16 protein-coding genes are annotated in these 14,061 nt (G+C 61.4%); 10 read left to right on the top strand and 6 right to left on the bottom strand.

All coding sequences use genetic code 11. From position 1 onward, the window contains the following. Positions 1-80 precede the first annotated feature (80 nt). Both blh and EDY99_RS08885 read right to left on the bottom strand, forming a co-directional pair. Complete coding sequence (gene blh, locus EDY99_RS08890) at positions 81-1,370, bottom strand: bifunctional sulfur transferase/dioxygenase Blh (protein WP_033643041.1); 1,290 nt, start codon at positions 1,368-1,370, stop codon at positions 81-83. A gap of 16 nt (positions 1,371-1,386) precedes the next feature. Continuing rightward, entirely contained in the window at positions 1,387-2,172 is a 786-nt protein-coding gene (locus EDY99_RS08885) for a sulfite exporter TauE/SafE family protein (protein ID WP_089194733.1), read from the bottom strand. Between the two features lie 191 nt (positions 2,173-2,363). Here EDY99_RS08885 and EDY99_RS08880 point away from each other — a divergent pair, with 191 nt between their 5' ends. Together EDY99_RS08880 and EDY99_RS08875 are read left to right on the top strand one after the other, a co-directional pair. After that, on the top strand, positions 2,364-3,599 hold the full coding sequence (locus EDY99_RS08880; RefSeq protein ID WP_046687024.1) for an FAD/NAD(P)-binding oxidoreductase: 1,236 nt from the start codon (positions 2,364-2,366) through the stop codon (positions 3,597-3,599). 127 nt (positions 3,600-3,726) lie between these two features. Continuing rightward, positions 3,727-4,020: a SelT/SelW/SelH family protein gene (locus tag EDY99_RS08875; protein WP_033643038.1), complete on the top strand. Its 294-nt coding sequence runs from the start codon at positions 3,727-3,729 to the stop codon at positions 4,018-4,020. A gap of 6 nt (positions 4,021-4,026) precedes the next feature. Here EDY99_RS08875 and EDY99_RS08870 read toward each other — a convergent pair whose 3' ends face one another. Then, a complete protein-coding gene (locus EDY99_RS08870; RefSeq protein ID WP_033643037.1) occupies positions 4,027-4,968 on the bottom strand; it encodes a LysR family transcriptional regulator in 942 nt (313 codons plus the stop codon). Positions 4,969-5,065: 97 nt separating this feature from the next. Between EDY99_RS08870 and EDY99_RS08865 the strand changes: the two genes are divergently transcribed. The 7 genes from EDY99_RS08865 to EDY99_RS08835 all read left to right on the top strand — a co-directional run bounded on the left by EDY99_RS08865 (position 5,066) and on the right by EDY99_RS08835 (position 9,681). Next, a complete protein-coding gene (locus tag EDY99_RS08865) occupies positions 5,066-6,265 on the top strand; it encodes an MFS transporter (RefSeq protein WP_108680707.1) in 1,200 nt (399 codons plus the stop codon). Between the two features lie 94 nt (positions 6,266-6,359). Further along, positions 6,360-6,854, top strand: coding sequence for a TIGR00645 family protein (locus EDY99_RS08860; protein ID WP_025302805.1), 495 nt, complete (start codon positions 6,360-6,362; stop codon positions 6,852-6,854). A 188-nt stretch (positions 6,855-7,042) separates the two neighbouring features. Continuing rightward, the gene (gene fabZ, locus EDY99_RS08855; protein WP_033643035.1) at positions 7,043-7,498 is read left to right on the top strand and encodes a 3-hydroxyacyl-ACP dehydratase FabZ; all 456 of its coding nucleotides are present in this window, start codon (positions 7,043-7,045) and stop codon (positions 7,496-7,498) included. Between the two features lie 34 nt (positions 7,499-7,532). Then, positions 7,533-8,321 (top strand): spermidine synthase, encoded by a 789-nt coding sequence (locus EDY99_RS08850; RefSeq protein WP_033643034.1) that lies wholly within the window; start codon positions 7,533-7,535, stop codon positions 8,319-8,321. 80 nt (positions 8,322-8,401) lie between these two features. Continuing rightward, a complete protein-coding gene (locus EDY99_RS08845; protein ID WP_004928567.1) occupies positions 8,402-8,596 on the top strand; it encodes a ribbon-helix-helix protein, CopG family in 195 nt (64 codons plus the stop codon). Between the two features lie 147 nt (positions 8,597-8,743). Continuing rightward, positions 8,744-9,145, top strand: coding sequence for a VOC family protein (locus EDY99_RS08840; protein WP_015377846.1), 402 nt, complete (start codon positions 8,744-8,746; stop codon positions 9,143-9,145). Next, entirely contained in the window at positions 9,145-9,681 is a 537-nt protein-coding gene (locus EDY99_RS08835; RefSeq protein ID WP_169539571.1) for a dihydrofolate reductase family protein, read from the top strand. The genes EDY99_RS08840 and EDY99_RS08835 overlap by 1 nt, the downstream gene beginning before the upstream one ends. Here EDY99_RS08835 and EDY99_RS08830 read toward each other — a convergent pair. From EDY99_RS08830 to EDY99_RS08820, 3 genes are all read right to left on the bottom strand, one after another. Next, positions 9,666-11,060, bottom strand: a complete 1,395-nt coding sequence (locus EDY99_RS08830; RefSeq protein ID WP_089194731.1) for an MFS transporter — start codon at positions 11,058-11,060, stop codon at positions 9,666-9,668. The two genes, EDY99_RS08835 and EDY99_RS08830, sit on opposite strands and share 16 nt — an antisense overlap. 113 nt (positions 11,061-11,173) lie before the next feature. Continuing rightward, positions 11,174-12,241 carry an oxidoreductase gene (locus tag EDY99_RS08825; RefSeq protein WP_033643030.1) on the bottom strand — a complete coding sequence of 356 codons (1,068 nt, stop codon included), beginning with the start codon at positions 12,239-12,241 and terminating at the stop codon, positions 11,174-11,176. A 12-nt stretch (positions 12,242-12,253) separates the two neighbouring features. Further along, the gene (locus EDY99_RS08820) at positions 12,254-13,003 is read right to left on the bottom strand and encodes a DeoR/GlpR family DNA-binding transcription regulator (RefSeq protein ID WP_033643029.1); all 750 of its coding nucleotides are present in this window, start codon (positions 13,001-13,003) and stop codon (positions 12,254-12,256) included. 150 nt (positions 13,004-13,153) lie between these two features. Here EDY99_RS08820 and EDY99_RS08815 point away from each other — a divergent pair, with 150 nt between their 5' ends. Continuing rightward, positions 13,154-14,032 carry an alpha/beta hydrolase gene (locus EDY99_RS08815; protein WP_046687020.1) on the top strand — a complete coding sequence of 293 codons (879 nt, stop codon included), beginning with the start codon at positions 13,154-13,156 and terminating at the stop codon, positions 14,030-14,032. Positions 14,033-14,061: the final 29 nt, after the last annotated feature.

The following is a 14,061-nucleotide window of genomic DNA, read 5'->3' as shown; positions in this document are numbered from 1 at the left end:
ATTTCATAAAAAACCATTAACAGACGGCGCGATCGCCTTGAGATTGGCAGCCGTGAACAATCGCGCCTCTCTGGCTTGATTTACCCCTTGAAGCGATTAACAGGGATTTTGAGGTAGTGCCGCCCATCATCTTCGCAATCAGGCAGAACGCCGCCGCGAATGTTGACCTGCAGCGCCATCAGCATCAATTCCGGATGCGGCAACGTGGCGTCTCGCTGCTTTCTTTGCGCGATAAATTGGGCTTTATCCATGTTGGCCACCCAGGGGTTGTTCTCGCGCTGCTCTCGCACGGTGCTTTCCCAGCGGGCCTCACGCCCCGCCGGGCGATAATCGTGGCCGGTAAACAGGCGGGTATCCGCTGGCAGGCTCAAGATCCGCTGCAACGAATCCCACAGGGCTTCCGCATTTCCGCCGGGGAAATCGGCCCTTGCGGTGCCGCTGTCAGGCATGAAAAACGTATCGTGAATAAACGCCGCATCGGCAATGTGATACGTGACGGAAGCCAGGGTGTGGCCAGGAGACAGCAAGACTTCAGCGCGCAGGTTGCCGATAAAAAAGACGTCCCCATCCGCAAACAGCGCATCCCACACGGTCTCGGCGGGAGGCAGTTCCTTCAAATTATAGATGTCTTGCCACAGCCCCTGCACGGCGGTGATTTTTTCGCCTATGCCGCTGAGGGCGCCGGTTTTCTGCGCCAGCCAGGTTGCGGCAGAAAAATGGTCGGCATGCGGGTGCGTATCCAGCACCCAGGCCACGCCCCATCCTTGCTGCCGGATAAAGCTCAAAATGGTGTGCGCCTGCTGATGCGATACCGTGCCCGATCGGCGGTCAAAATCCAGTACCGGGTCGATGATGGCGCAGCGACGCGCCTCGGGATCGGCGACGACATACTGCAGGCTGCCGCTTTCCGGCTCATAAAATGCGTGCACTTGCGCATGAGACTGAACGGACTGATGCCGGCGATACCAGCTGAGCGCCTTATCGGCATCCGCGCCATATTCTTCGCATTGGCTGCGGAATCGCGCTTCATCGATCCGCCCTTCGCGCAGCGCATGCAGCAGAGCAAGGCAGGCTGAGCGCGCCCCGCTCCGGCAGTGCGCCAGGGTCTTCTTGCCTCGCCGCAACAGGTAATGGAAGGTATAAACGGTCTCCCAGGTCAGCGTGTCGAACGTGTAAGGAAGATAGACGTAGTCTATGCCCATGCCTTCAGCCAGCGTTTTCTCTTGCTGATGGGATAGATGCTCCCCCGGTTCTTCATCTGGCCGGTTGTTGACGATAAGCCGGTAGCCTTGTTGATGCAGGGTAGCGAAATCACTCGCTGCGGGCGCCCCCGAAAAGGAGAGCTGATGATGGTATGTACGGATGCGCATATTTTTTCCTTCTGTCTTATAAGCTTTTAAAAAGCATATAAAGGGCCAGCACCAAGAGCATGGCGGCGTAGAGCACACGGATAATGTCCTCGCGTTTCTTCAGGCGTTCGGTGAGCGCAACCCCCACGACGCCCCCCAGAACACCGCCGACGATCAGCCAGCACGTGATGACGAGCGACACCTTGCCGGACAAGGCATAGCTTGCGCTCGTCGATAAACCCATGGCAGAAACCACCACCAGCGAGGTGGCCACCGCTTCAAGCAGCGAAAAGCGGAAAAACCAGAGCAGCGCCGGCACCACTAAAAATCCGCCGCCGATACCCAGAAAGCCGGCCACCGCGCCGAGCGCCAACACGCTGAGCCACACGATGGCGGGATGAAAGGTTGCATCCGGGGAAGCCAACCCGTTGCCGGCCCGGTGATTTTTTTTCAGCGTTAATCCGGCGACAATCAGCATCAGCAAAGCGAAAGGCAGGGTTAGATAGCGCCCGTCCGTGATTTTTCCCATCTGTGAACCTGCCAGCGTTCCTGCCACCGCGACCAGCGACACGACAATGCCGGTTCGCCACCGGACGTTTCCTTTGGCGGCGTGCGCAAAAAGGTTGAGCAGCGCACTGACGGCGACGGACATGGCGCTGGTGCCTATCACCAAATGCGTATCCGGGATTTGCACCATATACAGCAGCAGCGGCACACAAACGATGGAGCCGCCTCCGCCTGTCAGGGCCAAGAGAAATCCGACTATTCCTCCGGTTATCACCAATAACATCAGGGTATAAAAAGTAAAATGGAAAAAATCCAATGCGTTAATTCCTGAACGGTGTTTGTGGCATTTATTAACGATCAGTTCGCATTGATTGTCAAATAACTTATTACATTTAGCTATTACATATAGCTAAATCGAATATGTGATTTTCAATATAACCATAAGTTCTATGAATTCCCTTTTAATCTGGGCATTAACCCCCTACTTTCTTATGAAAGGAGGCCTGCATGAAACCGGAAAAAATAAACACCCAGAAAAAAGTTGTTGTTATTGGCGGTGGTTCATCTGGAATAAGCGTCGTGGCAAGCATAAGGAAGCGAGTTAAAGGCATTGATATAACGGTAATTGAACCTGGCGACTGTCATTATTATCAACCGGCATGGACCCTGGTGGGCGGCGGGCTTTTTGATATCAATGAAACGCGGCGTTCCATGCGCGCCGTCATCCCCCCAGGAACCGCATGGATTCAGGATAGCGTGGTCAGAGTGGAGCCCGGCCCAAAATATGTCGAGACCCGCCAAGGGCAGAAAATAAACTACGACTTCCTTATTGTTGCCTGCGGCCTCGTTTTACGTTGGGATAAAATAGAGGGTCTTGAAGAAACGTTGGGAATGAATGGCGTCACCTCTAATTATCGTTTTGATCTTGCGGAATACACCTGGAAACTGGTTCGTGAAATGCAAGGCGGCGAGGCGATATTTTCTCAACCACCAATTCCGATAAAATGCGCCGGCGCGCCGCAAAAAGCCTTATACCTTTCATGCGATCACTGGCGGCGACAAGGTGTCCTTAATAATATTAACGTCAATTTTTGCCTGGCGGGCGCGGCGGTATTCGGCGTGCCGCAATTTGTTCCTCCGCTGACCCATTACTTGAAAAAATACCGCGCACAGGTCAACTTCCGGCATAATTTAGTTCGCGTTGATGGGCAGCGTCGGCAAGCGACCTTTTCTCTGGACGGTGATGAAGAAGGCAAACGCGAAGTGACACTGCCCTTCGATATGCTGCACGTAGTGCCGCCGCAATCTGCGCCGGCGTTCATTTCGCAAAGTGGGTTGTCTGACGAGTCAGGTTGGTGCGACGTGGATAAATTCACCCTACGGCATAAGCAGTGGCAGACGATTTTTGCGGTTGGCGACTGTTGCGCCACGCCAAATGCCAAAACCCTGGCGGCGGCTCGCAAACAGGTGGTGGTGGTGGCAGAGAACATCGCGGCGCAGCTTAACGGCGCTCCTGATGCGGCACGGTATGATGGTTATGGCTCCTGCCCATTGACGGTAGAGAAAGGCAAGGTTGTTCTGGCGGAGTTTGGTTACGACAGTAAATTGCTCCCCACCTTTCCTCTGTTCGACAACACGCATCCCAGCCGTATGGCATGGTGGCTGAAGGCCTGGTTTTTACCCAAATTTTACTGGGCGGGCATGTTGCGCGGGGTCGAATGGTTTGCCAAAAGCAAGCCATAGCGACCGTCATCGTTATCCGCGCCTCGCGGCTTCCGCAGGCGCTTGACTATTTGGCGATACACAGCCACCATCGCTTGCGAGCCATCAGGCTGATTGCAAGCCGTCACCACTAACCGGTCGATCAACGATGAAAAATGCCCCCGCCGTTACGATTCACTACTGTTCACAATGCAATTGGTTGCTGCGCGCCGGCTGGATGGCGCAAGAGCTGCTCAATACCTTCGGCGACGATCTCGCCTCCGTCACCCTGATGCCGGGCACCGGCGGGGTGTATCAAATCAGCGTCGATGGCGTGATGATTTGGGATCGCAAAATTGACGGCGGCTTCCCCGATGCGGCGCAGTTAAAGCAGCGGCTGCGCGATCACAGCTTTCCCGAGCGTTCCCTCGGCCACAACGACGGCAAAAAAGCCCGGCACTGAACGGCGTCAGCCCGCCGCCGGCGGCCGCGCGCCGAGAATGCGCGGCATCACTTCTTTCATCATTTCCATGAACTTGCGCAGGCGAGCCGGGTAATAGCTGGCGTAGGGATATAGCAGGTAGATAGGCAGCGGCGCGGCGCGCCAGGCCGGCAACACGGTTTGCAGCGCCCCGTCGGCCACATCGTCCCGCACCAGCCAGGAGGAGACAATCGCGACGCCCAGCCCCTCCAGCGCCGCCTTGCGTACCGCGTACAGGCTGTCGGTGCTCAACCTCGGCGTGATATCGAACCGCCCCTGCTCGCCGCGCTCAGCATGGGTCAGCACCACTTCATTGCGATAAAAACTGTTCAACGCCAGCCACGGCAACCGCGCCAAATCGTCAAGACAGCGAACCGGTTCTCGGCTCGTCAGCAGCGCCGGCGACGCTACCGTGCTGCGCGGCACCTCCGCCAGCAACACCGCCACGACCGACGGATCGGTCACCGCACCGACGTGAATGGCGCAATCCACGCCTTCGGGAATAAAGTCCGGAGAATGATCGTTCAGCGTCCACTCAACGTAAGTTTGCGGGTAGCGCCGCAGGTACTCGCCCAACGGACCGATCAGCTGATCCTGGCCGAAAGCGTGCGGCGCCCGCACGCGCAACACCCCGACCGGTTCGTCGCGCGCGCCGCCCAGCCCTTCTTCCAGGCTTTGCCATTGCTCGATCAGCCCCCGCGCCTGGCGGTAACAGCGCTCGCCGTCGTCGGTCAGTTTGAGGGCGTGAGTCGTCCGCTGGATCAGTTTGGCGCCCAGCAGCTGCTCCAACGCCTGCAGACGCCGACTGATCGTCGGTTGTGAGGTGCCCAGCTGCTGCGCCGCCGCCGACAGGCTGCCGCTTTCGACGATGCGCACCAGCGTATGCAGCAAAGTTATGCGGTCGCCGTTGGGTAAATTAATTTTATTCATACGTTAAGTGTATAACAGTTTTACCTGCGAGGGGGCTACAGCGGAATGAAGCAAGCGGTAAAAATGGCCGCACATTCACTTTGCAGGGATCTTTGCCATGAGCACCACCGCCACTAACGGCGCCCCGTCCGCCAACGTCGTGTTTCTGCTGGCCGCCGGCGCCGGTCTCAGCGTCGCTTCAATCTATTACAGCCAGCCCATGCTCGGCATGATGGGCGCCGATTTCCACGCCGGCGTCGCCGATGCCGGCATGGTGCCGACGCTGACCCAGTTGGGTTATGCGCTGGGCATTTTACTGTTGGCGCCGCTGGGCGACCGGTACGATCGCCGGCGGATCATTCTGATCAAAGGCGCGCTGCTGACGCTGACGCTGCTGCTTTGCGCGTTTGCCGCCTCATTCCCGCTGTTGTTGCTCAGCAGCCTGGCGATAGGCCTGACCGCCACCGTCGCCCAGGACATTATCCCCGCCGCCGCCACGCTGGCGCCGGAGGCCAGCCGCGGCAAAACCGTCGGCGCGGTGATGACCGGGCTATTGGCCGGTATTCTGCTGTCGCGCGTGTTCAGCGGCGCGCTCGCCGAGTTCGCCGGCTGGCGCAGCGTTTACGCGCTGGCGGCGCTGGGCGTTTTGCCGATCACGCTGGCTATCTGGCGCATGTTGCCGCGTCTTCGCCCCCATAACGCGCTGAGTTACCCCGCGCTACTGCGCTCGCTGGGGCATCTGTGGGCCGCGTATCCCGAGCTGCGGCGTGCAACGCTGGCGCAAGGCTTTCTGTCATTGGGCTTCAGCGCTTTCTGGTCAACGCTGGCGTTGATGCTGGCGGAGCGCTACCAGATCGGCAGCGCGGCGGCCGGCGCGTTTGGTCTGGCGGGGGCGGCGGGTGCGCTGGCGGCGCCGTTGGCGGGAAGCCTGGCCGATCGGCACGGCCCTGACGCCGTGACCCGCATCGGCGCGGCACTGGTCCTGGCCGCCTTCGCCCTGATGTTTCTGCTTCCGCTGTTGCCGCTCCCGGCGCAGCTGGCGCTCATTGCGCTGAGCACCGTCGGATTTGATCTGGGCATCCAGGCGACGCTGATCGCACACCAGACCATCGTCTACGGTCTTGATCCGGCGGCCCGCAGCCGCTTGAACGCCCTCTTGTTCACCGGCGTATTCATCGGCATGGCGACCGGCGCCGCCCTCGGCAGCCGCATTCTGGCAAGCGCGGGCTGGCCGGGCGTCGTGGCGCTGGCGACGGCGGCGGGGGCCGTGGCGCTGTGGATCCGCTGCGGGCGCAAAACGGCACGCGTAGCGGCCTGATATCGCCCTCTACTGGCGCAAGCGGTTGATTTCACCCAGGCCTCTTGCGCTATACTGAGCGCCCTTTTTGCTACGCATTCAAAACAATTTTATGATGGAACGCTTGCTAGAAAACGCGATGTACGCCTCCCGCTGGCTGCTCGCGCCGGTTTATTTCGGCCTTTCACTGGCCCTGGTCGCCCTGTCTATCAAATTTTTTCAGGAGATCCTGCACGTCCTGCCCAACATTTTCTCCGTCGCTGAAGCCGATCTGATCCTGACCCTGCTGTCGTTGGTCGACATGGCGCTGGTCGGCGGGCTGCTGGTGATGGTGATGTTCTCCGGGTACGAAAATTTCGTCTCGCAGTTGGATATCACCGAAGGAAAAGAAAAGCTGAGCTGGCTGGGCAAAATGGACGCCACCTCGCTGAAAAACAAAGTCGCCGCGTCTATCGTCGCCATCTCGTCCATCCATCTGCTGCGGGTGTTTATGGACGCCAAGAACGTGCCAGACAACAAGCTGATGTGGTATGTGATCATTCACCTCACCTTCGTGCTCTCCGCCTTCGTGATGGGTTATTTGGACAAGGTGACCCGCTCCAAGCACTAAACGCGCCGCCACGCCCGATCGTCAGGATCGGGTGTCTTCCCCTCCTTCGCTGTTTCCCAACCGTCGCCGCCATCATGTCTTTCATCTGGCACATCTGATGATAATTTTATTATAATGTCATTACACTCATTATGGACCGAACGCCGGCCATCGCGCCGGATTCGCCGCAGACAGGATCACGCTCCCCCATGCCATTACATGGTCACCCCCTGCAATTCCACGATATTCAGGCGATTCTGCCTCATCGCTATCCCTGTCTGTTGGTCGATCGCGTGCTGCCCGCCGGCACCTGCATCGCCGAAGGGCGGCTGAGCGCCATCAAGAACATCACCGCCAATGAGCCGACGTTCTGGAGCGGCCATGCGCGCTTCGCCGGTTTTCCTGGCGTGCTGTTGGTGGAAGCGCTGGCGCAAAGCACCGGTCTGCTGGCGCATTACTATCTCGGGGCGCTTAACGAAGGGGAACATTACTACTTCGCTTCCATTCAGCGGGCGCGGTTTTATCGCGCCGCCCGTCCCGGCGACCAGGTGTTGATGGAGGTCGCCTTTGTACGCCGGCGCGGCGCGATCGCCCGCTTCACCGGCCGTGCCAGCATCGATGGCCGGCGCATTTGCACCGCCGATTTCATGTGCGCCCGTAAGTAAACAGGCCGCTTGCCAAAGGAGCCCTGCGAATACCATGTCTCTGGTTGACAGCTTACTCAGAACCCTCGATTTCTCCCCGCGTGGCCAGGTGATCGCTCGCGAAGCCGACGCCTGGGGCGAAATCATCGTTTCCGATCACAAGGACTACCGCACGCTGCGGTTTGACGGCATCTGCGAGCAAAGCAAGATGAGCCTCAGCAACCCCGCGCAGCCGATCCACAACTACATCAAAGCGATGCTGATGGCGGTGGCCTGGCAGCCGCCGACATCGGCGTTGATCCTGGGGTTAGGCGGCGGCAGCCTGCTGCGTGCGCTGCACGCGCTCGATCCGGCTATGCGCCTGGAGGTCGTCGAGCTGCGCGCCGCGGTGATCGCGGTCGCGCGCCGCTATTTTACGCTGCCGGCCACCGACACCATCAGCCTGCGCACCGCCGACGCCATGGACTTCGTGCGCCCGCCCGCCGAAACGCGTTACGATCTGATTTTCTCCGATCTTTATTCGGCGTTCGCCATGGATCCGCAGCAAGGCACCCAGACATTCCTGGAGAACTGCGCCGCGCGGCTGAATGACGGGGGCTGGCTGGTGCTGAATTACCACGATCTGCCCGACGAAAACAGCCTGCTGTACCACAGCCTGCACCGGATATTCGCCACCGTGCTGTTTTGCATCGCCCCCAGCGGCAACGTGATCATTTATGCTACGCCGGCCCAGGTGTCGCTGCCGCTCAGCACGCTGCGCACGCTGGCCGCCGGCAGCGGCGAGCTGTTCAACTGCGAACTCGGCTACCTGTCACGCAAGATAGAGCGGCTGCATTTCCGCTAAAGACGAGCGGCGGCGCGGTCTGGCTGGCCGCTTCGCTCACATGGTATTATCATTCAGTCATCATTCTCTGGAGGATCCTGATGGAAAAGAAAACGGCGCGGCTAACGGTGCTGATTGACCCGGACAAAAAGAAAGCCCTGGAAGAGCTGTGCCTGCAGCAGGACGTCACCCCTTCCCAGGTGGTGCGCCAGCTGATACGCGATTATCTGCACAAGCATCAGGTGGATTATCCCAGCCAGCCGACCCACGCCAATCCTCGCGTCGAGAGCAATTGAGGCGGCCCGCCCCACAAACCGTGAAGCGCGCTTTGCCCCCCTGCGCGCGTCCCTAATCCGAATCCTCCACCGCGGTCTGTCCATCCTGCGCTATCGCTGCTACTGTTTTATCCGTTCATTATTCTCTCTTGGGAAAGGAAACGCGCCATGTTCAGCCATATTACCGTCGGCGTCAGCGATCTGGACGCCGCCGCCGCGTTCTACGACGCCATTTTGTTGCCATTGGGTTTACAACGGCGGGAAGTGACGCCGGACGGCGGCCCCGCCGCCCGCTGCTGGGTGATGCCGGGCCAAACGCTGCCGCGGTTTTATGCCTACCAACCCTTCGACAGACAGCCCGCCAGCGCCGGCAACGGCAGCATGTTGGCCTTTCTCGCCGCCGACGAGCTGGCGGTTAAACGCGCCTACGCCGCCGGCCTGCTGGCGGGTGGCAGCAGTGAAGGCGAACCCGGCGAGCGCGCGCACTACGGCAAAGGCTATTTCGGCGCTTACCTGCGCGATCCCGACGGCAACAAGGTTCATGTGGTTTACCGCGGAGATCTCGCCTGATGAAATGCTCGGTTTACATCGCCACCAGCGTAGACGGATTCATTGCCGGCCCCGACGGCGACATCGATTGGCTGCTGCGGCCCGAGTACGCGGTGTCGTTGCTCAATGGCCTGAGTTTTGAAGCGTTTATCGCCGACATCGACGCGCTGGTGATGGGCCGCCATACCTATGAAAAAGTCCGCGCCTTTCCCGAATGGCCCTATGGAGAACTGCCGGTGGTGGTACTGTCGACGCAATCCGCACCGCACGGCGCAGAGCCTGTCCGCTGGATGAGCGGCGAACCGGCCAGCGTCGTGGCGCGGTTGGCCGAGGCCGGCTGCCGTCACCTGTATATCGACGGCGGCCAGACCGTGCAGCGTTTCCTGCAGGCCGGGTTGATCGACGAATTGACGATTACGCGCGTGCCGCTGCTGCTGGGCGGCGGCATTCCCTTGTTCGGCGCCGATGCCCCTGAGCAGCGCCTGCGTCTGCTCGCCGTCACCCAGTCGGACAACGGTTTCGTGCAAGAACGCTACGCCGTTCAGCGCGCGTCATAACGCAGCGCCAGTCGGCGGCCGCCGAAGGCGATAAGCAATGCCGCCAACGCCAGCAACGCCGCCGCGCCGTAGGTGACGCGCATGCCGTAAGCCGCGGCCGCCGCGGCGCCCGCCACCCGCTGCGAGGCCAGATAAAACAGCGCCCCCATCGCCGACGCGCCGGTGATCGCCCCCAGATTGCGCGCCAGATTGACCATGCCGGCGATCAACCCGCGTCGTTCGGGAAACAGATCCTTCATCAGCACCGTATTGTTGGCCACCTGAAACAGCGCATAACCGGCGGTCAACAGCGCGATCGGCGCGACATAGCCGAGTACGCCCCAGCGGCCCAGCAGCGACAGCAATCCCGCCCCGGCGGCCACTGCCGCCAGCCCAAGCTGGGCGATGCGTTGCGATCCAAAGCGATCCACCAGATAACCCGCCGGAATACCGGTCAGGATCGCCACCGCCGGCCCCGCCGACATCACCAGCCCCACCTGCGCGGCGCTTAACCCCAGCGCGCGCGACAGATAAAACGGCCCGACCACCAGCGTGGCGGTCATCACCGTCATGACCAACGCGCTGGCCGCCAGCCCCGCCGTCAGGGCCGGATGGCGAAACATCGTCGGCGCCAACAGCGGCGACACGGCGCGGCGTTCCACGCGGATAAACAACCCTGCCGCCAACAGAGCGCCCAACATCAACGCCAGGTTAAGCGCGCCGAAATCACCGCGTCCCAGAGTCATCGCCAGCGAGTAGCAAAGCAATGCGCCGCCCAGCAGCAGCGTGCCAGCGCGGTCGAACGGTTCAGGGCGCGTCGCCGCCCGCGCCCCATCCGGCAAGTATCGCCAGGCGAGCCACAGCGCCAGCAGCCCCAGCGGCAGGTTGATCAGGAATATCGTTCGCCAGCCGAAGCCGGCGATCAGCGCGCCGCCCAACGACGGCCCCAGCGCGGTGCCCACGGCCGACATAGTGCCGAGCAGCCCCATCGCGCGGCCGATCTTTTCCGTGCCCAGCGCCTCGCCCGCCAGCGCCATGGTGATTGACATCATGACTGCGCCCCCCAGCCCCTGCGCCAGGCGCGCCGCCAGCAGCAGCCACAGCTGCGGAGCCAACGCACAAGCCAGCGAAGCGGCGGTAAACAGCGCGATGCCCGCCAGCAGCAGGCGGCGGCGATTGAGGCTGTCACCCAAGCGGCCGATGCCGATGATGCAGGTGGTGACGGCCAGCAAATAGCAGAGCAGCACCCACTGCACTGCCTGGAACGAGGCATGGAATGCGGTGGCGAGCGCCGGCAGCCCGACGTTGGCGATGCTGATGCCGAGCGATGACAGCAGCATACACAGAGAAAGTGCGGCCAGTATGCCGCGGACGCCCTGCGGCGAGGGATGGGATAACATGATAAGCACTCCTGACATAGACTGAGGCTTAGCCTATGTCAGGGGCTGGGATGGCGGAAGACGCATGCGATGCACTGTATCAATGCATCTGACGCCTTATCTGGCGCGATGCGTTACCAGGCGGCGATCTCCGCCTCGGTGAGCGGCAGCGTTTGGGTTACGCCGGTTTCCGCCGCCAGCGTGGCCGCTTCCAGCACCGCCATCACCGCCAGCGCCTGCGAAGCGGTGACCGGATTGGCGCCGGCGCCGCGCAGCGCGTCACGCACCTGGACGTAATATTGGCGCTGATCGCCATCCGGCGTCGGCAGCGTGCGCACCGGTTCCGTGCCGATAAACAAGCTCATCGCGTCGTCGTCTTTACCCCACTCAGCCGAACCCGGCGTTACGCCGGTCAGCAGTTGGCTCTCCTGCCCGTCGGCGCGCGCTTTGACCACGCTGCCTTTATCGCCGTGCACGGTAAAGCGCGCGACGCCGCCCGCCACCAGCATGCTGCCATGCAAAATCACGCGGTGCGTCGGGTAGTTCAGCACCACATGCGCCCAGTCATTGATCTGCGCATTGGCGCGCAGCGTGGCGATGTTGGCCTGCACGCTGTGCGGCAAACCGAACAGCTGCAGCGCCTGATCGACCATGTGCGGCCCCAGATCGAACCACAGCCCGCTGCCCGGCAGATTCTGCTCGCGCCAGCGCACCCGCACTTCGGGGCGGTAACGATCGATGTGCGACTCAAAGTGCGTTACCTTGCCGATCAGTCCCTGCTCGATCACCTGCTTCACGCCCAGGAAATCGCTGTCCCAGCGGCGATTCTGGAATACCGACAGCAGACGGCCGTGTTTCTCCGCCGCGGCAATCAGCGTGCGCGCCTGCGCCAAATCCAGCGTAAACGGCTTATCCACCACCACGTGCTTGCCCGCTTCCAGCGCAGCCAGCGCCAGCGGCGCATGGGTGGCGTTCGGCGAAGCAATCACCACCAGGTCCACTTCCGGCAAGCGGATCGCCTCCAGCGGATCGGCGATCACGCGCACGTGCGGCAGATCGGCATGGACTTTGGCGGCATCGCGCGAAGCCACCACGCTCAGCACCAGACCCGGCACCGCGTTAATCAGCGGCGCATGAAACGCCTTGCCGACAAAGCCGTAACCAATCAGCGCCACCTGCAACGGTTGAGCGTTATCGTTCATCAGGGTTCTCCTCTAGCGGTCGTCGGCGACGACACAAAGTTCAATCATTGATTGCTCGTCCAGGTTATCCCACGGGCGATCGGTAAACAGGCGTTGGATCTGCGCCAGATCCGCCACGTGATGCGGCTCGCAGCGATCCAGCTTCATATGGTCGGCCACCAGCCAGCGCTCGCCGCTGTTGGCCAGCATGGCGCGTTTAACCTCTGCATCAGCCTCTTCGCCGGCGCTCAGCCCCAGCTGAGAATGCACCGCGCAGGCGCCCAGCAAAGCGATGTCCGCGCGGTAGCGTTCCAGCAACGCCAGCGTCGCGCTGCCGGCGAACAGCCGTTGGCGCGCGTCCCACTGGCCGCCGAGCAGGATCAGTTGGATCTCCGGCTTATCGCTCAGGCACTGCGCGATATCCAGCGAGGCGGTGATCACCGTCGCCGGGCCGCGCAACGCTTGCGCCACCGCCAACAGCGTACTGCCCGCATCCAGCATCAGGGTACTGCCGGGCGGGATCTGCGCGGCCACCGCGCGGCCGAGCCGCTGCTTGACCAGCGGCAACAGCGCCGCGCGCGCCTGGCGCGGCATGCCGGACGGTTCGAGCGCTATCGCGCCGCCGTGATGTTTCTGCGCCAACCCCTGCCGCTCAAGATCGGCCAAGTCGCGGCGCACGGTATCGACCGAAACACCGATGGCGCTGGCCAATTCCGCCACCGCCGCCTGACCGCGTTCGCTGAGCAAATCCAGTAAATGGCGCTGTCGTGCCGCTTTGTGCATGGGATTATTCCGCATTAAAAAAGCATAAAACGGCAATATACAGCAGATAACAGCATTGGAGAAGCCGCAATTGTGCGCACCGGAGATCAAACATCTTTTCCCCTGCGGGACGATGATGAAGACATAACGCATAACAATCCGGAGAAACGCATGAACATCGATCTGACGTTTGAAGACCTGAGCGCCCGCGCCGCGCAATACAACGCCCGCGCTTCGGTGGAGGATTTTGACGCCTGCATGGCGGACTATGCCGCGCTGGCTCAGCGCGCCAAAGCGCAGACGCCGGGCATTTACGATCTGCGCTACGGCATGAGCGCCGCCGAGCGTCTCGATCTGTTCCCGGCCAGCGCACAGCCCGCCCCGCTGCTGATCTTTATCCATGGCGGCTACTGGCATTCGCAGCGCAAAGAGGAAGCCTGCTCGATGGCCGCCGCGTTCGCCCGCCGCGGTGTGGCGGTCGCCACGCTGGAATATACGCTGGCGCCGGAAGCGACGCTGGCGGAGATCGTGCATGAGGTGCGCAGCGCCATCGCCTGGCTTTATCATCACGGGGCACCGTTCGGCATCGATCCGGCGCGCATTTTCGTCAGCGGCAGTTCGGCCGGCGGCCACCTGTGCGGCATGCTGATCGCCGACGGCTGGCAGCAACGCTATCGCCTGCCGCCCGATGCAATCAAAGGCGCGCTGGCGCTGAGCGGCCTCTACGATCTGCGCCCGCTGTGCGATATCTACATCAACGACTGGCTGCACCTGACGCCCGAACAGGCGCAAACTCTCAGCCCGCTGTTTTTGCTGCCGGCGAAAGCGCATGCGCCGCAGATCCTGCTCGACGTCGGCCACCGCGAAACCCAAGGCTTCAAAAACCAGACGCAGGCCTATTATGACGCCTGCCTGGCGCGCGGCCTCGACGTCCACCTGCTGGCCGACCGCCACTGCAATCACTTTACGCTGGTCAACGAGCTGGCGGATGCGGAAAGCGCGATGTTTCGGCAGGTGATGGCGATGATCGACGCAACGGCGCGTTCATAGAGAGAAAGGGGGAAATAAGGGAGTTATAG

The organism is Serratia sp. LS-1, assembly GCF_003719595.1.
Lineage (GTDB): Bacteria > Pseudomonadota > Gammaproteobacteria > Enterobacterales > Enterobacteriaceae > Serratia > Serratia ureilytica.
The sequence above is the reverse complement of the archived record's forward strand: the minus strand, read 5'-3'. Positions and strand labels throughout refer to the sequence as shown.